Annotated in this window: 15 protein-coding genes; 6 read left to right on the top strand and 9 right to left on the bottom strand. The window is 65.0% G+C overall.

Going from position 1 to position 21,546, the window contains the following annotated elements:
* Positions 1-59 precede the first annotated feature (59 nt).
* The 7 genes from EMO90_RS00265 to EMO90_RS00235 form a co-directional block, all read right to left on the bottom strand.
* Positions 60-1,019 carry a hypothetical protein gene (locus tag EMO90_RS00265; protein ID WP_150353201.1) on the bottom strand — a complete coding sequence of 320 codons (960 nt, stop codon included), beginning with the start codon at positions 1,017-1,019 and terminating at the stop codon, positions 60-62.
* A 276-nt stretch (positions 1,020-1,295) separates the two neighbouring features.
* The gene (locus tag EMO90_RS00260) at positions 1,296-3,872 is read right to left on the bottom strand and encodes an ATP-binding cassette domain-containing protein (RefSeq protein WP_150353202.1); all 2,577 of its coding nucleotides are present in this window, start codon (positions 3,870-3,872) and stop codon (positions 1,296-1,298) included.
* Between the two features lie 98 nt (positions 3,873-3,970).
* On the bottom strand, positions 3,971-4,585 hold the full coding sequence (locus EMO90_RS00255; protein ID WP_150353203.1) for an ECF transporter S component: 615 nt from the start codon (positions 4,583-4,585) through the stop codon (positions 3,971-3,973).
* 476 nt (positions 4,586-5,061) lie between these two features.
* Entirely contained in the window at positions 5,062-6,231 is a 1,170-nt protein-coding gene (locus EMO90_RS00250) for a hypothetical protein (RefSeq protein WP_150353204.1), read from the bottom strand.
* Positions 6,218-6,919 carry an ABC transporter ATP-binding protein gene (locus EMO90_RS00245; protein ID WP_150353205.1) on the bottom strand — a complete coding sequence of 234 codons (702 nt, stop codon included), beginning with the start codon at positions 6,917-6,919 and terminating at the stop codon, positions 6,218-6,220. The genes EMO90_RS00250 and EMO90_RS00245 overlap by 14 nt, the downstream gene beginning before the upstream one ends.
* Positions 6,910-8,001 carry a peptidoglycan-binding domain-containing protein gene (locus EMO90_RS00240; protein WP_150353206.1) on the bottom strand — a complete coding sequence of 364 codons (1,092 nt, stop codon included), beginning with the start codon at positions 7,999-8,001 and terminating at the stop codon, positions 6,910-6,912. The genes EMO90_RS00245 and EMO90_RS00240 overlap by 10 nt, the downstream gene beginning before the upstream one ends.
* Positions 8,002-8,355: 354 nt before the next feature.
* Positions 8,356-9,738, bottom strand: coding sequence for a dipeptidase (locus tag EMO90_RS00235; protein WP_150353207.1), 1,383 nt, complete (start codon positions 9,736-9,738; stop codon positions 8,356-8,358).
* A 112-nt stretch (positions 9,739-9,850) separates the two neighbouring features.
* Between EMO90_RS00235 and EMO90_RS00230 the strand changes: the two genes are divergently transcribed.
* The 5 genes from EMO90_RS00230 to EMO90_RS00210 all read left to right on the top strand — a co-directional run bounded on the left by EMO90_RS00230 (position 9,851) and on the right by EMO90_RS00210 (position 16,565).
* Positions 9,851-10,477, top strand: a complete 627-nt coding sequence (locus tag EMO90_RS00230) for a DUF3043 domain-containing protein (RefSeq protein WP_150353208.1) — start codon at positions 9,851-9,853, stop codon at positions 10,475-10,477.
* 135 nt (positions 10,478-10,612) lie between these two features.
* A complete protein-coding gene (gene lpdA, locus EMO90_RS00225; RefSeq protein WP_150353209.1) occupies positions 10,613-12,046 on the top strand; it encodes a dihydrolipoyl dehydrogenase in 1,434 nt (477 codons plus the stop codon).
* A gap of 92 nt (positions 12,047-12,138) precedes the next feature.
* Positions 12,139-12,891: a DUF4191 domain-containing protein gene (locus tag EMO90_RS00220; RefSeq protein WP_150353210.1), complete on the top strand. Its 753-nt coding sequence runs from the start codon at positions 12,139-12,141 to the stop codon at positions 12,889-12,891.
* Positions 12,892-13,102: 211 nt separating this feature from the next.
* Entirely contained in the window at positions 13,103-14,539 is a 1,437-nt protein-coding gene (glnA, locus tag EMO90_RS00215) for a type I glutamate--ammonia ligase (RefSeq protein WP_150353211.1), read from the top strand.
* 253 nt (positions 14,540-14,792) lie between these two features.
* Positions 14,793-16,565 carry an ABC transporter family substrate-binding protein gene (locus EMO90_RS00210; protein ID WP_223849657.1) on the top strand — a complete coding sequence of 591 codons (1,773 nt, stop codon included), beginning with the start codon at positions 14,793-14,795 and terminating at the stop codon, positions 16,563-16,565.
* Positions 16,566-17,001: 436 nt separating this feature from the next.
* Here EMO90_RS00210 and EMO90_RS00205 read toward each other — a convergent pair whose 3' ends face one another.
* Together EMO90_RS00205 and EMO90_RS00200 are read right to left on the bottom strand one after the other, a co-directional pair.
* On the bottom strand, positions 17,002-18,789 hold the full coding sequence (locus tag EMO90_RS00205; protein WP_150353212.1) for a DUF2264 domain-containing protein: 1,788 nt from the start codon (positions 18,787-18,789) through the stop codon (positions 17,002-17,004).
* Between the two features lie 93 nt (positions 18,790-18,882).
* On the bottom strand, positions 18,883-19,119 hold the full coding sequence (locus EMO90_RS00200) for a hypothetical protein (protein ID WP_190973674.1): 237 nt from the start codon (positions 19,117-19,119) through the stop codon (positions 18,883-18,885).
* Positions 19,120-19,716: 597 nt separating this feature from the next.
* Here EMO90_RS00200 and EMO90_RS00195 point away from each other — a divergent pair.
* Complete coding sequence (locus EMO90_RS00195) at positions 19,717-21,471, top strand: ABC transporter family substrate-binding protein (RefSeq protein ID WP_150353214.1); 1,755 nt, start codon at positions 19,717-19,719, stop codon at positions 21,469-21,471.
* The last annotated feature ends 75 nt before the right edge of the window (positions 21,472-21,546 follow it).

Genomic DNA, 21,546 nt, shown 5'->3' with positions numbered 1-21,546 from the left:
GGCCTGAAAAATCGGGCTCAAAACGTACCAAACGTTCCGCGCTGCACAGACGATGGCTGCTATGCAAGGGGGACGCCGGCGAGATCGAGCTTGCGCCTGACCAGCAGCTGGTCATGTTCGAACTCCATGAACGACGCCCGCACGAATCTGATGTTGCCGCGCAGTCTCATATTGCTTTCGCGTTCCTTCTCGGCCAACAACGCATCCACCACATCACCATCGCCGAGCATGGCCGAATTCATGTACTTTTCGCGACCGTCAAGTTCCAGAACGATCATCTCGCCGTTCGGCAGTATCCAGAGGAAATCCACCCGGTACCTCCGACCCGTCACCGGATCCGTGATCCATTGCTGCAGCAGCGGAACCGCATAACCCCATTGGATCAGCCGGGCCCGCACGATGGATTCCCCGCCGTTCTCGCTTCGGCCGTCTGCATGGGCCGCCACCAATCTGGCCGCCGCGATGCCCTTCGATCCCGCGCGCCGGCCGATGAACGCCTCCAGCTCGTCGCGCCTGAGCCCATGCAATCGCATCGCCGCATCGCAGATCGCGAGCGCCTGCGGGAACGGCAGCATGCGCGCGCAATCGAACACCGTCTGCAGCAGACCGGTGACGCGGATGCCTTTGACGATCGCCGTCTCGAATTCCGGCAATTCATGGAACACGAAATAACGGCTGTTGCGGCGATGGGTGCGCCGATCGGTGGCGATGTGCACCGCATCATGCATCCGATACGTCTCGTTCAGCCCCCATACGGCCGCGGCGCTGATCTGCCCCAGCACCCAATCGGGATGCGCCGCCGCAACCGAGCGCAGGATGTGCATGATCCGTTCGCCGAAAACGAGGGCGTCCCAATACTCCTTGCGGGCGAACAGATCATCGCGCACGGCGACCAATGTGCCCTGCGCGACCCGGCGTCTGAGGATCCTGCGGCTGCGCGCATTACGGGATCTCAGGCATCTGCCATTGCGCTCGGCGTTCTCCAATGCCTCGGCCAATCGTTCGTCATTGCTCTTCATGCGGCCACGCTATGCGGCGCGGATCGACTTTGAAAAGTCCGAACGGGCATTGTGGTCGAACGTACCCCACTTGCCCATGGTTTCGGGCGTGTCGCGCTCCGGTTATCCACAATGCGCGCTTGTCCACATCGTTCGTGCCGAATGTGCCTCCACACAATCAACACATACGCACACCACGCACGCGCGCAAAGCACAGCGCGGAACGTTTGGTCCGTTTTGGCCTGAAAAATCGGGCTCAAAACGTACCAAACGTTCCGCGCTGCACAGAGTACGCGGTCAGGCGCCGCCCATGAACGAGAAGGTGCCGGCGAACCCGGCGGCGATCAGCGCGACCGTCGGGATGGCCAGGCAGAGCGCGATGAACGCCTTGTCCCTCGCGTGGACCTCGCTCACGCGGGCGTGGCTGCGCGGGCCGGTCCCGCCGAAGCCGCGGGCCTCCATGGCGGTGGCGAGGGTGGTCGATCGGCGCACGGAGAGCACGAGCAGCGCGAAGGCCTGGGGACCGAACGCCTTGAACTTGTTCTCGTCGCCCAGTCCGCGCGACCGGCGGGAGGCGGTGAGGGCGGCCCAGTCGTCCTGCAACACGGAGAACAGGCGCAGTCCGGCCAGTCCGCCGTAGACGAACCGATCGGGCAGATGGAGGATCTGGCTGAAGGCGTCGGCGAGGTCGGTCGCGTCGATGCCGAGCACGGTGATGATGGCCGGCACGCCGATCGCCACGATGCGCACGGCCGTGGCCACGGCGAGTTCGGCGGACCGGTCGGTGACGTGCATGAGCCCCCACTGCCACCATGTGTCGCCGCCGGACTTGCCGTACAGGAGCACGGCCAGCGCGCTGGTGGGCGCGCCCACCCAGATGGGCCAGGTCGATCTGACGATCCGCCATGGCGTGAACCCGATGCCCATGAGCAGCACGGCCTCGATGGCCACGGCCACGGTGGCGGACACCCAGTCGAGGCTGAACAGCAGCGGGATGGAGATCACGAATGCGCCGATCAGACGATGGACCGGATTGAGCGAGGCGAGCAGGGGCGATCGGCTAGACGCCTTGGGCGGTTCGGTGCGGGCGTTGACTTCGCTGACGCGGACCACGCTCGCGGGGATGGTGGGTGAGACAGCCGCGGCGGGCGGGACAGCCGCGGCAGGTGAAGTAGCCGCGACTGACGAATCGGATGCGGCGGACGAGGCACCCGAAACAGACGCGGGATCCTCATCGCCACCGCCCTGCCACTCCCCCCGCGCCCGCTCGGGCACGAGCTCCACCAGCCGCGCGCCCAGAGCCGTGACGAGCTCGCGGTCGTGCGTGACCACGATGATGCTCACGCCGTCGGCGCGAAGCGTGTTGATGAGCGTGACGATCTGCATCCACGTGCGCCTGTCCTGGCCGAACGTGGGCTCGTCGAGCAGCAGCACGCGCGGGGCGGCGGCCAATGCGGACGCCACGGTGAGACGGCGCTTCTCGCCGCCGGAGAGGGTGTACGGGTTGGCGTTCGCGTACTGGCTCAGCGAGAATCGTTTGAGCAGCTCGCGGGCGCGCGATTCCGCCTTCTGCGGGCTCATGCCGCAGCGCAGCGGGGCCACCATGACCTCCTCGAGCACGCTGCCCTTGGCGAACTGGTGCTCGGGATTTTGGAACACGTAGGAGATGCGGGAGGCGAGTTCGGTGGATTTCCACGCGAACGGCGAGCCGCCCTGGGCGCCCGCGGCCAGCGCCGGGGAGGCCTCGACGGCACCTGCCACTGGTTCGAGCAAACCCGCGAGGGTGAGCGACAGCGTGGACTTGCCGGCGCCGTTCGCGCCCACGAGCGCGGTGATCTGGCCGGCGGAGAAATCGAGGTTGATATGTTCGGCGATCGCCTTGCCACCGCGTCCGATGGCCAGGTCCCGGCAGCTCAGCAGCGTCTCGCCGGTGCCCAGCGCGGGGTCGGTGTCCGGCTCGCCGGGCGTGTGGATGCGCCGGATCTCGTCCTCGGGCCGGCGATATCGCTCCGGCACCCAGATGCCCAGCGCCGCGAAGTCTATGGACGGGTCGCGGAAGATCTGATCCGGCGTGCCGTCGGCCACCACCACGGTCCTGCGGAATCCGGAGCGATCGATGTCGCCTTCGCGCCCGGTGCCGTTGACGCGTGCGGCGGTCTGCTCGCTGCTTTGCAAGCCAAGCACCACTACGCGGTCGATCAGGTCGATCCACGGGCCGGCGCGATGCTCCACCAGCACCATGGTGGAGTGGTGGGACGCGAGGACCTGCCCCACCGCATCCACGATCTGATCCACGCCGTCGGGATCCAGATTGGCCGTGGGCTCGTCGAGCAGCAGCACGCCGGGGCGCATGGCGAGGGCTCCGGCCAGGGCGATGCGCTGCTGCTGGCCGCCGGAGACGTGCATGGTGGAGCGATGCAGTTGAACGCCCTTCATGCCCACCGCGTCCAGCGATTCGCGCACACGCCGCCAGATCTCCTCGCGCGGCACGTTGAGGTTCTCCGGTCCGAAGGCCACGTTGTCTCCGAGTCGCTGGAACACGGCCTGAGCGTCCGGATCCTGCAGGACCAGTCCCACGCGACCGCGCGCCTTGCGCACGGGCACGCCATCCACAAGGATGCGGCCTTCGGTCACGCCGCCGTCGGAATCCTCGGAGCCGGTGCCCGCGCCGCTCGCCCCGTCATTCGCATCGTCGGAGCCCAGCAGACCGGCCGCGCCCTCGAGAATGGTCGATTTGCCGATGCCCGAGGCGCCGAGCAGCAGCACGCGCTGCCCCGGTTTGATCTCGAGCGTCAGATCGCGCACGGCGAAGTGCTTGCGCGAGGCGTGGCGGTATCCCCATCCCTCGAACGTGAGCGAGGCGTTGTCTTCCATGGTCGGTCCCTTCTGAGGCGGTGCGGGCGGCGATCCCGATCGGCGCCCCGAAACAGCATAAAGGCCCCCTGTTGTCAGGGGGCCGGATCAATCGAATGTCAGGCGTTGCGCACTTCGCGGCCGGACGCGAACTTGTCCAGCGCGCCGGTCTTGGCGATCGCCACATACAGGTACCACATGAGCACGCCGGCGAACACGATGCCGGAGATCACGGTGGTTGCGAGGTACATCACACCATAGGAGCCGCCCAGATCGATGGCCTGCAGGTTGGTGAAGAAGGAGTAGCCCCAGCAGCCCACGCCGGCCAGCGCGCCGGAGAGGATGGTGACGGGCAGGTTCCATTTGCGGTACGCGAAGGCGAGGAACGCGACCTCGGCGAGCACGCCCTGCACGAGGGCGATGAGGAAGGTGGCCGCGCCGCCCCACATGTTGCCCATGAGGGCCTCGAGCACGCCGGCGATGACCTCGGCGTAGATGGCCGCGCCGGGCTTGCGCACGATGATCGCGGCCAGCGGACCGGCGAACAGCCACAGGCCGTTGAAAAGGCCGGGCAGGCCGGGGACGAGCAGATCCATGGCCTCCCAGGGGCCGTAGGTGAGGATGGCGACGAGCCAGTAGATGAATGCGCTGGCCACGCCGATCACGGATGCGACGGCGATGTCGACGACGCGCCACTTGAGGTTCGGCTGGGCGTTGGTGGTTGCAGTGGACATATAGAGTGCCTTTCTATCTTCTTCAAGGCACGGGGAGAGCAACGTCCGTCCCCGGCATTGCCCGGCGACGTTCAATCGGTCGAGGCGCTGTGCCTCCTCTCAGCCGCGGCGACCGCCATTCGGCGGTGGCTCGCAGCTCCCGTGTCATCGGACACCATAGCATGCATCGCGCGATCGTCAAAGGGTTGACGGGCAATTCGGGGAAGAAAACCGTCATCCTGAGCGAAGCGAAGGATCCTTAACCTTTCGCGCAAAGCAACCAGTGCACAATGACGAAGGATCCTTCGACTCCGCCCTAAAGGGCTGCGCTCAGGATGACGTGGCCAGCCTTCGGCTCCGCTCAGGATGATGAAGAGTACTTCCACCGTCATCCTGAGCAAAGCGAAGGATCCTTAACTCTCTGCACGTATTAAGGATCCTTCGACTCCGCCCTAAAGGGCTGCGCTCAGGACGACGCGGGAAGGATACCAGCGCGACTACAGCCGCTTCTGGATGAACGAGGCCATGTTCCCGCGCGCGAGCGCCATGCACCCGATCGTGGTCAGAAAAAGCGCCACGCAGAACGATGCCCCCGCGGTCATGGCCAGCGTGCCGATCATGTCCGGAAGGGACCGGTGCGTCCAGGCGAAGATCAGGATCATCCACAGGAATCCGGCCACATGCCCAACCAGCAGGATCAGCGCGCCCGAAATCGCATGGATGAGCGCGGTGGGGTTGGCCCCGGCCCCCACGCTGCGGTAGAGCGCGAATTCGTGGCGCCGGAAGACCAACGGCATGAACAGCGCGAGGAAGCACACCAGCCCGGACGCCAGCCAGAACCATCGCGAGATGCGGCCGCGGTACTGTTCGAGCGGCGGCACGGCGTTGGTGTCCTCGGCGAGGAACGGCGTGATGGATACGATCGTGCGACCGTCGTCCAGCGCCGCGGCGACCATCTTCCGGGAGTCGTCCGAGTAGGCGCCCGGCTCGAACTCCACCAGGCATTCGCCCACCGTGCCCGTGGTCGGCCCCGCCGCGTACAGCACCTGACTCTCGTTGAATTTGCGCGCGGACATGTCCAGCAGATGGGCGGTGACCGTCCGCGTGCTGGCCTCCCCGCCTGCGCCGCTGGTCGTGAGTCCTATCCGCATGCCTTCGGCGATGCCGATTCGCCCGGCCAGCGCGGCGTCGATGTAGACGCCGTCGTCGAACCGGGAGGCGGAGGACGGGTCCAGCATGGGCGCGAAGTCGCCGACCACGTGCTGCACGCTCATGTACTCGCCGGGCGCCTTCGCGATGGTCGCGGACAGGTACGTCGTTTCGCCGCTGGCGAACCCTGTGGCGGTTTTGACGCCGGGCACCCAGTTGAGTCCGGCGCATGCGGCCGCGGACAGCAGCCCCTCGCCGGTTTCGGTGCGCGCGGATGCCTTGAGCACGTATTGGCCGGATGCCGTGAGGCGCGACTGGTAGTCGAATGCACTCTGCCGCATGTTCGCCTCGGCGAGCCCGAGTCCGCCGCCGACCAGCGCGGTGACGAGCACGAGCAGCAGCGCCATGCCCGGCTGGCCCAGCAGCGTGCGCCGTACCTGACGCCATACCGCGCCCAGCGGCCATTGGGATTGCGTTGTCGTGCGCCGCGAGGTTCCGCTGCCATTACGCCTGGCCATGATCAGCTCCGTCCGTTTGCTCCCCGGCCATATTCCCGGTTACATCCCGGGTCATTCCCCCGGTCATGCGATCGCCGGACACGCCGCCGTCCTCCAGCGTCACGACGCGCTCGCACAGACCGGCCACATACATGTCATGCGTGACGATCACCACGGTGGTGCCACGGTCTCGGGCGGCTCGGATCGCGTCCATGACCACGCCGGTGGTGGTGTGGTCGAGCTGCCCGGTGGGTTCGTCGGCCAGGACGAGCGGCGGCTTGGAGGCGAGCGCGCGGGCGATCTGCACACGCTGCTGCTGGCCGCCGGAAAGCCGGTTGACGGGCATGTCCGCGAAGTCCTCCAGTCGCACGTCCCGGATCATCTCCTCCACACGGTCGGCGCGCTCGCTCCGACTCCACGGGCAGGAGACGACCGCGATGTCGATGTTGTGCCGCACGCTCTGCCGGGCGAGCAGGGTGGGGGTCTGGAACACCCATCGCATGTCCCCGGGCGCGGTGGTGTTGCGGATTGTGCCGGCGGTCGGCTTGAGAATGCCTCCGATGAGCTGCAGCAGCGTGGTCTTGCCGGATCCGGAGGGGCCCACGAGCGCGATCATCTGCCCGTCGGGGATGGTGAGGTCCACGCCGGAGAGGATGTCGGGACCGTGCGGATCATAGCGGAAGCGCACGGATTCGAGTGTCACCGGCATGATGGCGTCTCCTGCATCACGGCGAGCGGATCGGCCAGCACGTAGAAGTCCCGCAGTCCGTCCGTGGGCTCGAGGTGCGTGACGCCCAGCGATCCGCCGGCCACCGTCACCGGTTTGGCCTGATAGGTCGTGTCCTCCGGTCCGTTCTTGCCGTACACGCAGGTGACGGATCCGTCTCGACCGGTCATGACGGCGGACGACGGCACGGACAGCAGGGTGACTGCGGTTTCGCGACGCAGTGACACGGCATAGGTGCGGCTTGCGGCGAGAGCGCCGGAGCCGCCGGCAGGGCCCGATTCGTCCTGGGCCTTGAGTTTGCCGATCAGGTCGAGGTTCACGTCCGATTCGGATCGGATGGTGGCCACATCCGCGCCGGATTGCCCGAGGATGTACGCGCCCGATTGGAAATCAAGGCTGCCGGTCTTGCCGGCGATGGCGATGTTCTCCACACTGGGGGCGGTGGAGAAGATCGGCGATCCCTGTGTGGGAACGGCCTGGTTGACGGCCGCGTTGACGGTTTGCGCCTCAAGCCCCTCCGATGGAAGCCAGACCATCCACAACGGGTCGAACGCGCCTGTGGGCTCGCCGGGGACGCCGATGCGCTTTTCGAGTTTCTTGACCGCGCCGGCGGTAGCCTCATCGTATGCCTGATTGGCGGTTCCCTTGAACAATCCCATGGTGCCGAGCGCCGATTCGAGGCTTTTGACGTCCTCACCCTTGTCCCCCGTCGCAAGGGCCCGGTAGAACGGCGACGGGGTGGCCGCGGCGATGCGCGTGACGCCGTCGATCGCCAGCAGCGGCGTGCCGGTGGAGACCGGGGTCCCCGGTGTCACGTCCACGCGGGTGACGACGCCGCCCTGCCATGCCGGGGCGGTCACGGTCAGGCCAGCCTTGAGCGTGGCGGTGATAGTCGCGTCCGTCTCGCCGTCGTCGCTGATGGCGGTGGGCTGCTGGAGCACCGCGACGGGCTTGGGCGCCAGGGTTTCCGGGTCCTGCGCCTGCACCCACGAAAACACACCCGCCCCGGCCAGCGGAACCGCGATCAACAGCACCACAACAATCCATGTCAGCACCTTGCGCATCGCAACCACCCTTCTTCTTCGACGGGATCGCCCTGATTTCAGCGTATCAGCGCGATTCGCCTCATCTTCGAGACGCTGTAGCCCGACGGACTACAGGCCGCCGCCAAACTGGGCAGATCGGGACATTTGTTTTGCAAACTGGGCAGATCTGGGCATGTGGAGGACCAAATCGGCCTCCAGATCGCAGGATCTGCCCAGTTTGTAAGAAGGGCGTCCGGATTTGCCCAGTTTGTGGGGAGTCCTCTCCCTCATCCTTAACCTTCGTGCGTATGTTAAGGATCCTTCGACTCCGCTGCGCTCCGCTCAGGATGACGTTGGCCGGCCTTTCGTTGCGATCAGGATACGGCTCAGCGCTCAGGCCCGGCCGGCGCCCAGCTTGGCGAGGAGCAGGGCCTCGGCGATCACGTTGTGCTTGAGGCCGAACAGGCCTACCGACTCGTTGGGACTGTGCGCGTTGGACTTCGGATCCTCCGGGCCGGTGACCAGCACCTGGGCCTTGGGGAACAAACGGCGCAGCTCGGGGATGAACGGAATGGAGCCGCCCTGGCCCTGATTGATCGGGGGCACGCCGAACGCCTCCTCCATGGCCTCCAGAGCGTCCTTGGTGGCCTCCGCGTCGGGGTCCATGGCCCAGCCCATGCCGTTGTCCGACGGCACGACCGTGACCTGCGCACCAAAGGGCGCGTGGGCGACGAGGAAATCGGCCAAGGCCTTCTGGGCCTCCTCGGGGCGCTGGGTGGGGGCCGTCCTCAGGGACAGGCGGAACGTGGCCTCGTTGTCGATCACGTTGAAGGAGCCCTCCACCGGCTGGGCGTCGAAGCCGATCACGGTGACGGACGGCTTGGTCCACAGGCGGGAGGCGAGCGATCCGGTGCCGGCCAGGCGGTATCCGGGGACGATCGAGGCGTCCGCGCGCACCTGGGCCTCGTCGAGGTCGCACTGCAGGCCGCCGATCGGCTCGTCAGCCTTGACGCCGGGGATCGCCAGATCGCCGGACCCGTCGTACATGGAGGCGATGAGCATGGCGGCGAGCGTGTTGGCGTCCAGGATCGGGCCGCCGTACTGGCCGGAGTGGACGGGGTGGTCGAGCACCTTCACGGTCACATCCACGCCGGTGTTGCCGCGCAGGGACGTGGTCAGGGACGGAATGCTGTCCGCCCAGTTGCCCGAATCGGCCACGATGATCACATCGGAGTCGAACTCGTCGCGGTGCGCCTCGATGAACGGGATGAAGCTCGGCGAGCCCATCTCCTCCTCACCCTCGATGAACACCTTCACATTGACCTTCAGATCGTCGCCCAGAGCCTTGAGCGCGCCCGAATGGATGGCCAAGCCGCCGCCGTCGTCGGCGCTGCCGCGGCCGTAGAGGCGGCCGTCGATCTCGGTGGCCGTCCACGGATCGGTGTCCCACGCGGACGGATCCGGCACCGGCTGCACGTCGTGATGGGCGTACAGCAGCACGGTGGGCGCGGCCGGGTCCACCGTGCGCGATCCCACGACCTCCCACGCGCCCGGGGTGCCGTCCGGGTTGCTCGACTGGACCACCTTCGTCTCCACGCCCACCTTGGCGAGCTCCTCGGCCACGAACTCGGCGGACCGCCTCATGTGCTCGCCGGTGATGCCTTCGGCCGAGACGGCCTTCAGGGCGATCTTGCGGGCGAGCACGTCGAGGATGCGCTTCCAATCCCCTTCCACCCGGTCGCGGATCACAGTCGCGTCAATCGTTTTTCCAGCCATGGGTCTCCTTTGCCTGCCGGGACCGCCCGGGGCGCCCCCGCCGCGGTCGATGTGGTCGAAATGCCCGGTATTACGCGCTCCGAGCGTCTAGACGTCACCGTAACCTGCTCGTATGACATGGAACCCGTTCAAGCGTAAAGAAGAAGAGAAAGAGGCCCAGAAGCCCGTCGAGACGCCCGCGAAGGAGGGCGGCAAGGGCCGGCCCACCCCCAAGCGCAGGCAGGCGGAGGCGGAGAATCTGCGCCCCATCGTGCCGGCCGACCGCAAGGCCGCGAACAAGGCCGCCAAGGCGAAGCTGCGCGCCAAGCAGGACGCCGAATACGAGGCCATGCAGACCGGCGACGTCAGGAACATGCCCAAGGCCGAGCGCCTGCCGTGGCGCATCTACATCCGCGACTATGTGGACGCCCGCTGGAACGTGGCCGAATGGTTCATGCCCGTGGCCGGCGTGCTCATGATCGCCGCGCTGATCATCTCCTCCGCCTTCCAGTACACCACCTTCGCCATGACCTCCTCCATGGTCATCTTCGTGCTGCTCTACGGCTACGTGATCGTGGCCGGCATCGACCTGTGGTTCATGTGGCGCAAGCTCAAGCCGCTGCTGGTGGCCAAGTACGGTGAGCGCTCGGTGGCCAAGGGCATGCGCTCCTGCTCCTACGCGTGCAGCCGCGCCATGCAGCTGCGTCGCTGGCGCATGCCGAAGCCTACGCAGCCCAAGCGCGGCAACTGGCCCAAGTGATCCGCGCCCCGCGAAGACGCGCAATGCAACGCAACGCCCTTCGCGTAAACCATATGCCCAAGGCCGTCCCGCACAGGGGCGGCCTTTACCATTGATGCACAGGAAAGCAAGCAGGCGGCGGAAGGAGTGCATGCCATGAGCGATCAGTACGACGTCATCATCATCGGCGCGGGGCCGGGAGGCTATTCCACGGCCCTCAGGCTGGCCGAGCTGGGCCGCAGGGTGGCGATGGTGGAGCGGGACGCGACCGTGGGAGGCACGTGCCTCAACCGCGGGTGCATCCCCACCAAGGCGCTGCTGACGGTCTGCCACACCCTGGATCTGGCCAAGCGGTCGCGCGAGCTGGGCGTGGATCTGGAGATGGCCGGCATCGACTACGGCAGGCTGGCCGACTACCGCCGCTCCACCGTGGATGTGATGGTCAAGGGGCTCACCGGGCTGCTGGCCCACCGCGGGGTCACGGTGATCCACGGCGATGCGGTGCTCTCCAGCGAGCGCACGGTGAGCGTGACGGAGCATGACGGAACGGTCGCGCAGCTTGAGGCGAACGATGTGGTGCTGGCCACCGGCGCCCATGCGCGCGCACTGCCCGCGGCCCCGTTCGGCGCGGCCGTGATCGATTCGGACCAGGCGCTGACGCTGGACGAATTCCCCGCATCGGCGATCGTGATCGGTTCGGGCGCGGTGGCGCTGGAATTCGCGAGCATCTGGCATTCGGCCGGCTGCGAGGTCACGCTCATGATTCGCAAGGACCGCGTGCTGTCCCGGTGGAACCGCCGCACGTCCGTGATGCTCACGCGCGAGTTCAAGCGCCAGGGCGTTCAGGTGCTGGACCGCACGGCGGTAACCGGCATCGACACGGGAGCGAATCTGGGTGCCCGCGTGCACTACACGCGAGGGGACGATCCCGCCGAGCTGACGCGCGAGGCGGAGCTGGTGCTCGTGGCGATCGGACGCGATCCGAACACCGGCGCCCCGTGGCTGCGCGAGCGCGGCGTGAAGCTGGACGATCGGGGCAACGTGGTCACCGACCCGTGGGGACGCACGTCGGTGCCGGGCGTGTGGGCCGTGGGCGACATCACCGAGGGCCCCCAGCTGGCGCACCGCGCGTTCGAACAGGGCATTGTTGTGGCCGAATCGATCGCGGGCGTCTCCCCCGCCCCCGAACCGGTGGACAACATGACCATCCCGCAGGTGGTGTTCAGCCACCCCGAGGCCGCCAGCGTCGGGCTTACGGCGGACGAGGCGGCCGCACGAGACGACTTCGTGAGCGTGACCGAAACGCAGTACCCCATGCTGTCCAACTCGCGGGTGCTCATGAGCGGCGCGAACGGATCGCTCTCGCTCGTCACCGGCTGCGACGCGGCCCACCCGGACACCCCGCTGGTACTGGGCGTGCACATGGTGGGGCCGAACGTCTCGGAGATCATCGCCGAAGCCGAGCAGCTGGTGGGTAACCGGGTGCCTGTGAGCCGGGCCGCGCGTCTGATCCACCCGCATCCCACGGTGTCCGAATCGCTGGGCGAGGCCCTGCTCAAAGCCGACGGGCGTCCGCTGCACACCCGGTAGGCCGCCGCACGGCGTCCGCGGCCGGCGTCTGCACGAGCCGCTAAACTGTTGAGCCAGTGTGTTTTCACCCGCATAGCTAAAGGACTGGTGGTATGGCAGAGAAGACCGACAAGAAGGCGGAGAAGGCCGCCAAGAAGGCCGAGCGCAGGAAGAACGGCACGCTCGCGCGCATCAAGCAGATCTACGCATTCACGGCGGAGACGGACAAGAACCTGCCTTGGATCCTCATCGGCTCGTTCCTGGCTCCGGTGCTGGTGTTCGCGATCATCTGCCTGGTGGCCCGCGTGGGCGTGGTCGGCTGGATCATGTGGATGATTACCGGCGTCATGGGCGGCCTGCTCGCGGCCACGTGGATGCTCACCCGCCGAGCGGACATGGTCGGCTACCGCCGCATGGAAGGTCGTCCGGGCGCGACCGGCGCGGTCCTGAGCCAGATCACGCGCGGCGGTTTCTACTTCCCGCAGGAGCCCATCTGGATTGATCCGCGCACCAAGGACGCGATCTGGCGCGGCTCCGGCCGCACCGGCGTGTATCTGGTGGGCGAGGGCGACTACCACCGCGTGATGCGCGCCATCGACCGCGAGGAGAACAAGATCAAGAGCATCACCCGCGGCTCGGCCATCCCGATCTACAAGTTCTCCGTGGGCGACGGCCCCGCCCAGATCAAGCTGCGCGATCTGCAGAAGAAGGTCATGCGCCAGAAGGTCAAGCTCACCAAGGCGGAGCTGGACGAGCTCAACAACCGCCTGCGCACCCTGCAGGAGCACAAGGGCTACGGCATCCCCAAGGGCATCGATCCCACCCGCCCGCAGCGCGTCTCCCGTCGAGCGATGCGCGGTCGCTGATCGGACGCCGTCCGAACGCCTCGCGCACATTTGCGACATTATTGTTACAAGCCCGGAATCGGCATGATTCCGGGCTTTTTCGTATCCCAAGCACGATCGGATCCCATCGCGGAGAACCGTTAAGTAACATGCTCGTAACCCAAATTGCACGAACGCGAAACCACAAAACCTACACTTAACATTCGTAAGTTCTCATGAAAGGAGCGGTCCCGTGACCGAACTCAAGTCCAAGGAAGACGCCGAGGCCCTTATCAATAAGGAAGGCATCGAGTATGTCTCCGTTCGTTTCACCGATCTGATCGGCGTTCAGCAGCACTTCACCGTGCCCGCCAGCGAGTTCCTCAAGGACGCCTTCACCGACGGCATGCCGTTCGATGGTTCGTCCGTGCAGGGCTTCCAGGCCATCAACGAGTCCGACATGAAGCTGGTCCCGGACGTGACCACCGCCTTCGTCGACCCGTTCCGCAAGCACAAGACCCTCGACGTGGCCTTCTCCATCGTGGACCCGCTGACCGACGAGCCTTACTCCCGCGACCCGCGTCAGGTCGCCGGCAAGGCCGAGGCCTACCTGAAGTCCACCGGCATCGCCGACACCGCCTCCTTCGCGCCCGAGGCCGAGTTCTTCATCTTCGACAAGGTGCGCTTCGAGAACTCCATGCAGCGCTCCTTCTACGAGGTCGACTCCGTTGAGGCCCCGTGGAACTCCGGCATCGACACCGAAGAGGACGGCACCCCGAACATCGGTTTCAAGAACCGCGTCAAGAGGGGCTACTTCCCGGTTCCGCCGATCGACCACTCCCAGGACCTGCGCGACGACATGGTCGCGAACCTGCAGAAGGTCGGCCTGATCCTCGAGCGCTCCCACCACGAGGTGGCCGGCGCCGGCCAGCAGGAGATCAACTACCGCTACAACACCCTGCAGCACGCCGGTGACGACCTGATGAAGTACAAGTACGTCGTCCACGAGACCGCCGCCCTCGCCGGCAAGGCCGTGACCTTCATGCCCAAGCCGATCGCAGGCGACAACGGCACCGGCATGCACTGCCACCAGTCCCTGTGGAAGGACGGCAAGCCGCTGTTCTACGATGAGAAGGGCTACGCCGGCCTGTCCGATCTGGCCCGTTGGTACATCGGCGGCCTGATCAAGCACTCCTCCTCCGTGCTGGCCTTCACGAACCCGTCCCTGAACTCCTACCACCGTCTGGTCCCGGGCTTCGAGGCCCCCGTCAACCTGGTGTACTCCGCCCGCAACCGCTCCGCCGCCATCCGCATCCCGCTGGCCGGCACCTCCCCGGCTGCGAAGCGCATCGAGTTCCGCGCCCCGGATCCGTCCTGCAACCCGTTCCTGGCCTTCTCCGCCCAGCTGATGGCTGGTCTGGACGGCATCCTGAACCACATCGAACCCCCGGAGCCGGTGGACAAGGACCTCTACGAGCTGCCTCCGGAAGAGCATGCCGGCATCAAGCAGGTGCCCGCCTCCCTCGGCGAAGCCATGGACGCCCTTGAAGAGGACCACGACTTCCTGACCGCCGGCGACGTGTTCACCGACGATCTGATCGAGACCTGGCTGGACCTCAAGCGCGGCGAGATCGATCAGGCCCGTCTGGCCCCGACCCCGCTCGAGTACGAGCTGTACTTCCACATCTGAGTTTCGCCCACGCGAAATCCAAACGCTGGACATCGGGAAAGCCCTCGGCATTGCGCCGGGGGCTTTCCCGTTTTTGGGGCGGCTCAGCGCTCAGGATCACGGTCCTATGTCCACAAGCCGGACATTTCCGGCGCGACCTCCCCTGCGTAACGATTTCATAACAATAGGGTCCCATGCTGGCAACCGCATTGGGGGTGTGGATGTTTGCGAACGTCCAGAAGAATCCCCTCATAAAGGGAAAGGAACATCCCGCATGGGATTCAGCCAAATCGGATTCAAATCGTCAGTCATCAGGGTCACCGCGCTCGTGGCATCGGCGGCCGCGGTGGTCGCACTTGCGGCGTGCGGCGGCAATGGGACAAGCAATGCAACCGGAACCGGCTCCTCCATCACCGAGGAGCCGGCCGAGGGCGTGCCGTCCAACTATTCCGGTACATTCCCGAAGCCGGTGCAGGGCAAGGCATACAACAACCCCACTGACCGCGACAAGGTCAAGGACGGCGGCACGCTCACGCTTCCGATCGGCGAGATCGGGCCCAACTGGAACCTGAACGCGGCCAGCGGCAACACGCAGGACATGGCCGATCTGTGGGCCTTCTACATGCCGCAGCTGTACATTTCCTCCTCCGACGGCAGCAAGGTCGAGCCGAACACCGACTACCTGACCAAAGTGGAGCAGACCAGCGACAGCCCCGAAACCGTGGTGCACACGCTCAACGACAAGGCCACTTGGAATGACGGCACGCCGATCGACTACACCGCCTTCGTGTCCACATGGAAGGCCATGAACGGCGAGGATTCCGCATATAGTCCATCCGCGACCGACGGCTATCGCGACATCGAGTCCGTGGAGCGCGGATCGAGCGACAAGGAGGTGAAGGTCACCTTTAAGAATCCGTTCTATCCCATCGAATCCGTCTTCTCCGTCCTGCTGCCCCCACAATCGGCATCGGCCGACACCTTCACCAGCGGCTGGCAGAAGAACCCGCACTCCGAGTGGAGCGCCGGCCCGTTCAAGGTGGAATCCGCCACGGACAGCGAGGTCGTGTTCGTGCGCAACGAGAAGTGGTGGGGCAACAAGGCCAAGCTGGACAAGATCATCTTCCGCCAGATGGAATCCTCAGCCGCGATCAACGCCTTCAAGAACGGCGAGATCGATGCGACCGGAGCCGGCACCGCGGACACGTTCAAGACCGTGAAATCGATGGACAACGTGCAGATCCGCCGCTCATACGGCACGTCGATCACCACATACACCATCAACGCGAAGACCGTTCCGGACATCAACGTGCGCAAGGCGATCGTGCAGGCCATCGATCGTCAGAGCCTTGCGAACATCGGATTCGCCGGCATTGAATGGACCCCGGACGTGCTGCCCGGTTCGGTGCTGGTTCCCACCTTCCAGGCCGGATATGAGGACAACATGCCCGCCGATGCGAAATTCTCGGCGGACAATGCCAAGAAGACGCTTGAATCCGCCGGCTACACGATGGGCTCGGACGGCTACTACGCCAAGGACGGCCAAACGCTGACCATCAAATACACCACGTTCTCCGATTCACCGGTGATCAAGGCCACCGCAAACGCCATCATCAAGATGGGCAAGGACGCGGGCATCAAGATCGAAGGCGACATCAGGGCGTCCAATGACTTCTCCACCACCATGTCCTCCGGCAACTATCAGCTCGTCGGCATGGGCTGGGGTTCCTCCGGCCCGTACAACTACGTATACGGCTGCCAGATCTACTGCTCCACCTCCGACTCGAACTACTCGTTCATCGGCAACGCGGACATCGATCAGAAGATGCAGTCGATCAACACCACGAAGGACACCTCCGAGGCATTGAAGAAGTTCAACGAAGCCGAAAAGGAAGCGCAGCAGCTGTACACGCAGGTCCCCTATTCCGCAGACCCGATCACCATCGCGGTGAAGAAGGGCTTGGCGAACTATGGTCCCGCCGGCTACGCCACCAGTTCCTACGGCACCCCGCTGTACCACACCGAGGATGTGGGCTGGACCGAGTGATCCAGCAATAGCACGACACGTCAGGGGCCTCCCCGCTGGAAATGGCGGGGAGGCCCTTCGTCATTCTGGGTGCAGCCCTTCGTCATTCTGGGCGCAGCCCGTCGGGGCGGAGTCGAAGGACCTTAGCCGCATGTGCCGTGATCTTGTGAGGATGACGAACGATCCTTCGACTCGCTGCGCTCGCTCAGGATGACAGGATGGGGACATAGCTCGCTCGGGATGACGAATAAAACCCAACGTCATCCTGAGCACTGAGCCGTGAAGCGGGCAGCCCGGTGGGCTGCCCGTAGGCGAAGGGAGCCGCCGCCAAGGCGGCGACGGTCCGGCGTAGCCGGACACCGAAGGCGGAGTCGAAGGATCCTTAAATTGTGCAGAGGGTTAAGGATCCTTCGCTTCGCTCAGGATGACGGGAAGACCACCCCGCTCAGGATGACAGCTACCGGCTGATAGGCCCTTCGCTCACCTCGGTCACGATCGTGGTGACGCCCGGTTTGATCGGCACCCGCACGGCGGGGATGACCACGTGAGGGGCCATGAGATTGAGATTCGGGCGCACCCGGATCAACGTCGGCTCCGCGCCGTCCGGAGCCTCGGCCGCACGCACCGAGCACATGCCGTCGATCCTCGCGCGCCAGGCCTCGTCGTCCTCGCCGGCGCGACGATCGGACGGCACGGCGAAACCACAATCGTATGCCGTGCAGGCGATTTCGGCGTGGATCACGTGCTCGCGCCGATGGCCGCTGCCGTCGGGCGACGGCGTGATGCGGGTCTCCACGTCGATGCCGCGGCACGGCGACCATGAACAGATCAGCGTGTCGCCTTCCCACAAGAACGCATCCTTGGCGATGAAGCCGCGCGTCGTCACATGGGGGTTCACACCATCGTCAATCACGAATGCGAGGGAGCTGTCCGGCGCCGCGTCTCCCAGCGTGCGCTCGGAACGGGACATGCAGAAGCCATAGCGCGTGGAATAGCAGAATTTCGCATACTTGGACGCATAATGCGGATTCGCCCCGGCGGGCTGATGGCCGCACACATACAGCGTGGCCTCGCCGTCATGCCGCTGGACCACGAGCTCGCCTCCGGGCGTGACGCGATGTAACCCGGTGTCGCCGTCCTCGCAGGGCAACGGCTCGTTGGGCAGGGACCAGAACGGATCGTCCGCGGGCAGGCACAGCAGCGCGAACGCCTTCATGGACCACAGCGGCGAGCCGGGCGCGTTGTACTCCTCGGATTCGAACAGCGTGGGGTAATGGTATCCCACGGTGAGCACCCCGCCGTTATCGCAGGTGGGCAGGCCCGCCCAGAACGCCAGGTTGCGCGCCACAATGCCCTTGAGTACGCCCGGGGTGAACTGCGGCCCCAGGTCCAGCTTGTGGCCGGCCGCGAAGGAGAAGAACGCGCACTGGGCGAAGCGGTATGTGAGCGAGCGGCCGTACGGGACCGATTCGCCGCGGTCGGAGAACAGATTCACGAACGTGGGAGCGAACGTCCTGGCCCGATCGAGGAACTTGGCGGCGAGTTCGGGATACTCATCCGCCGCGTAGAGCGCGAACAGCGGGCCGTAGAAGTGGAAGGCGTACGGGTTGTAGTAGTCGTAGCTGCCGTTGGTGTGGATGCCGTCGTGATACCAGCCGCCACCGGCGTAGAACGAATCAAGGCGCTCCAGATTGCGGCGGATCAGCTCGGGGCTGTACGGCATGCCGAGCCGCTTCAGGGCCACGTTGACGACCACCGGGAAGAACAGCCAGTTGTTGTCCGGGCAGACGGCTTCGGGACGGTTGACCAGATTGAGCCACGCGGCCACCTGCTCGCGCTGGGCCTGGGTGAGCGGATCCCATAGGACGTGCGGGGCGAGCATGATCGCGTAGGCGATGGCCGGAACCTCCACGGACCGCTGGTCGTGTTGCCCGGGGGCTCCCCAGTATTCGGGATGGTTGGGGTCGGTGCCGTTGATCAAACCGGTGCGGTAGACGTCCTCAAGCCATGCGCAATGGCCGCCGCCCGCCCAGAGGGGACCAAGCCCCCACAACGGACGCGCCCACGATTCCAATTCGGCCACCTCATCCGGATAGACGGCCGAAAAGCCGCCCAGACGCAGCCGGGCCCTGCCTTCGCTGAAATGGTTCCTGAGCGGTTCCAGATAGCGCAGCATGATCGCCGCGAAATCGTCACGGGTGACGGGGATGGGATGCGGGGAATGAATCGGCTGGGATGATGGCATATCGGACTCCTTTGTTGCGATGCTTGCGGTTTTGCCGACGGTTTCCAACGCATGCCATCATAGGAGGCCATATCGTCATCGATGAAAGCGATTTCAGTCGTGACGTTCGCCCAGTTGCGCACGCAGGCGCGCCACCTCGTGCTCCAGATCCTCGATGCGCAGATTCAGCTGTGCGATGAGCAGATCGCGCGCGTCCGGACCGGAAACATGCACGCCGGCGGCGTCGGAGAATTCGGCGGCATCGGGGGCATTGGAATCCGCATCGCCGCCCTCGGATTCGATCGCATCGGATCCGATCGGCTCAAGGCCCTTGGAACTGGCGAAATCCAACACCCCCCCCCCCGCAGCATTTTCGTCAGACGGCGCGTGTCGGTCGCCCATGTGGCGACGGTATTCGACTGCCCGCTGCCCAAAATGCGCTCGGCATCGGCACGCCAGCGGGAAAAGCACCGCTCGATGCGCTTGTATCCCACCAGTTCCGGGCTCAATCCGGCCTCACGGAACATGCGCACGGGGCTGTCGCCCATCAGATAGCGGCTCAGGCACGCACGCTTGAAATCATCCGTATACACGATCCTCAGGGGCGTGACGCGCTCCACCGCGGGCAGACCGCGCAGATAGTCGAGCTCATCGTCCGTGAATTCGCGGCCCCTATCCTTCGCCATGCCATCGCCCCCTGTATTTGATTGCTCAACTTGCTTAACAATTAACGATAACGTTTGCAACGGACGAGGGCCGCCGATAAATCCTCAACATCATGCCGATATGAAACCGCTCCCACATGATGGGATGGCCATGGAACGGCCATGCTTCTCAACAATCAATCCTGTCTCATATTTCAGGCAATGCAATACAACGGCAATCCTTTGACCCCATACTCATCTTTCAAGCTTGCGGGCGCCACGCCCCGGCAGGAAAGGAGAACCCATGGGATTCACATCGAAGGCCACCAAGGCCATGGCGATCGTCGCCTCCCTTGCCGCGCTTGTCTCATTCGCGGCGTGCGGCGGCACCGGCGGCAACACCACCGCAACAGGCACCGCCATCACCGAAGAGCCACAGGAAGGCGTCGCATCCAATTACTCCGGCACCTTCCCGAAGCCGGTTCAGGGCAAGGCGTACAACAACCCCACAGATCGCAGCAAGGTCAAGGACGGCGGCACGCTCACCCTGGCGACCACCGAAATCGGCCCCGATTGGAACGCCTTCTCCGCATCCGGAAACTCCGTGTACATGAACGAGCTATGGAGCTTCTACATGCCCCAGCTGTTCACCTATTCCGCCGACGGCGGCACGGTAGAAGCGAACACCGACTACCTGACCAAGTACGAGGTCGTGAGCGAGGATCCCGAAACCGTGGTCTACACGATCAATGACAAGGCCACTTGGAACGACGGCACGCCAATCGACTACACCACCTTCGTGTCCACATGGAAGGCCAACAACGGCGAAAGCGGCGACTACTCCCCCGCCTCCACCACCGGTTACGACAGCATCGAAAGCGTTGAACGCGGCTCCACGGACAAGGAGGTCAAGGTGACCTTCAAGACGCCGTTCTACCCGGTCGAATCCCTGTTCGCCAAGCTGCTGCCCCCGCAGTCCGAAAGCGCGGACGTGTACACCAACGGCTGGCAGAAAAACGCGCATTCCGAATGGGGAGCCGGCCCGTACAAGGTCGAATCCTTCTCCGATTCCGAAGTGGTCTTCACCCCGAACGAGAAGTGGTGGGGCAATAAGGCCAAACTGGACAAGATCACCGTCCGCCAGATGGAGGATTCCGCGGAGATCAACGCCTTCAAGAACGGTGAGATCGACACCGCGCTGGTGGGTACCGCGGACAAGCTGTCCATGGTCAAGTCCATGGACAACGTGCAGATCCGCCGCGCGTACGGCACGTCGATCAGCACCTACACCATCAACGCGAAGAACGTGACCGACGTGAACGTGCGCAAGGCGCTGGTGCAGGCGATCGACCGTTCCAATCTCGCGAATATACGCTACTCGGGCATCGACTGGACGCCGGATGCCATGCCCGGCTCCGTGCTGATCCCCTCATTCCAGGCGGGATATGAGGACAACATGCCGGCCGACGCCGCCTTCTCCACGGACAACGCCAAGAAGACGCTGGAGGCGGCCGGGTACACGCTGGGCTCCGACGGCTACTATGCGAAGGACGGCAAGACGCTCGAGCTGAGCTACACCACGTTCTCGGATTCCGCCGTGACCAAGGCCACCACCAACGCGATCATCAAGATGGCCAAGGACGCCGGAATCAAAGTCAACGGCGAGATCAAGGCCTCCAACGAGTTCTCCACGACCCTGTCCTCCGGCAACTTCGATGTGCTCGGCCTTGGCTGGGGCGCCTCCGACCCATTCAACTACACCGGCGGCTGCCAGCTTTTCTGCAGTGATTCGCAGTCCAACTACTCCTTCACCGGCAACGCGGACATCGATGCGAAGCTCAAGTCGATCACCTCGCTCAAGGACAGCGCCACGGCGATCAAGACCTACAACGAGGCGGAGAAGGAAGTCCAGCAGCTGTACACGCAGGTCCCCTACGCTGCACCGCCCATCACCATGGCGGTGAAGAAGGGCCTGGCCAACTTCGGTCCCGCCGGATATGCCACAAGCTCCGACGGATGGCCGCTGTTCCACACCGAGGACATCGGCTGGAGCGAGTGATCGGAAGGTCGCTCGTGGCCCAATGCCATGCTTGAGGGGGGTCGCATATCATGCCGCATGACATGCGACCCCCCT

Source organism: Bifidobacterium vespertilionis, assembly GCF_008698145.1.
GTDB classification, from domain to species: Bacteria; Actinomycetota; Actinomycetes; order Actinomycetales; family Bifidobacteriaceae; genus Bifidobacterium; species Bifidobacterium vespertilionis.
This window is presented reverse-complemented; position numbering and strand designations above follow the sequence as displayed.

Excerpts from the sequence above, each read along its gene's own strand:
- EMO90_RS00265 (WP_150353201.1), bottom strand. The coding sequence starts at position 1,019 with ATGAAGAGCAATGACGAACGATTGGCCGAGGCATTGGAGAACGCCGAG.
- EMO90_RS00260 (WP_150353202.1), bottom strand. The coding sequence starts at position 3,872 with ATGGAAGACAACGCCTCGCTCACGTTCGAGGGATGGGGATACCGCCAC.
- EMO90_RS00255 (WP_150353203.1), bottom strand. The coding sequence starts at position 4,585 with ATGTCCACTGCAACCACCAACGCCCAGCCGAACCTCAAGTGGCGCGTC.
- EMO90_RS00250 (WP_150353204.1), bottom strand. The coding sequence starts at position 6,231 with ATGGCCAGGCGTAATGGCAGCGGAACCTCGCGGCGCACGACAACGCAA.
- EMO90_RS00245 (WP_150353205.1), bottom strand. The coding sequence starts at position 6,919 with ATGCCGGTGACACTCGAATCCGTGCGCTTCCGCTATGATCCGCACGGT.
- EMO90_RS00240 (WP_150353206.1), bottom strand. The coding sequence starts at position 8,001 with ATGCGCAAGGTGCTGACATGGATTGTTGTGGTGCTGTTGATCGCGGTT.
- EMO90_RS00235 (WP_150353207.1), bottom strand. The coding sequence starts at position 9,738 with ATGGCTGGAAAAACGATTGACGCGACTGTGATCCGCGACCGGGTGGAA.
- EMO90_RS00230 (WP_150353208.1), top strand. The coding sequence starts at position 9,851 with ATGACATGGAACCCGTTCAAGCGTAAAGAAGAAGAGAAAGAGGCCCAG.
- lpdA (WP_150353209.1), top strand. The coding sequence starts at position 10,613 with ATGAGCGATCAGTACGACGTCATCATCATCGGCGCGGGGCCGGGAGGC.
- EMO90_RS00220 (WP_150353210.1), top strand. The coding sequence starts at position 12,139 with ATGGCAGAGAAGACCGACAAGAAGGCGGAGAAGGCCGCCAAGAAGGCC.
- EMO90_RS00210 (WP_223849657.1), top strand. The coding sequence starts at position 14,793 with ATGGGATTCAGCCAAATCGGATTCAAATCGTCAGTCATCAGGGTCACC.
- EMO90_RS00205 (WP_150353212.1), bottom strand. The coding sequence starts at position 18,789 with ATGCCATCATCCCAGCCGATTCATTCCCCGCATCCCATCCCCGTCACC.
- EMO90_RS00195 (WP_150353214.1), top strand. The coding sequence starts at position 19,717 with ATGGGATTCACATCGAAGGCCACCAAGGCCATGGCGATCGTCGCCTCC.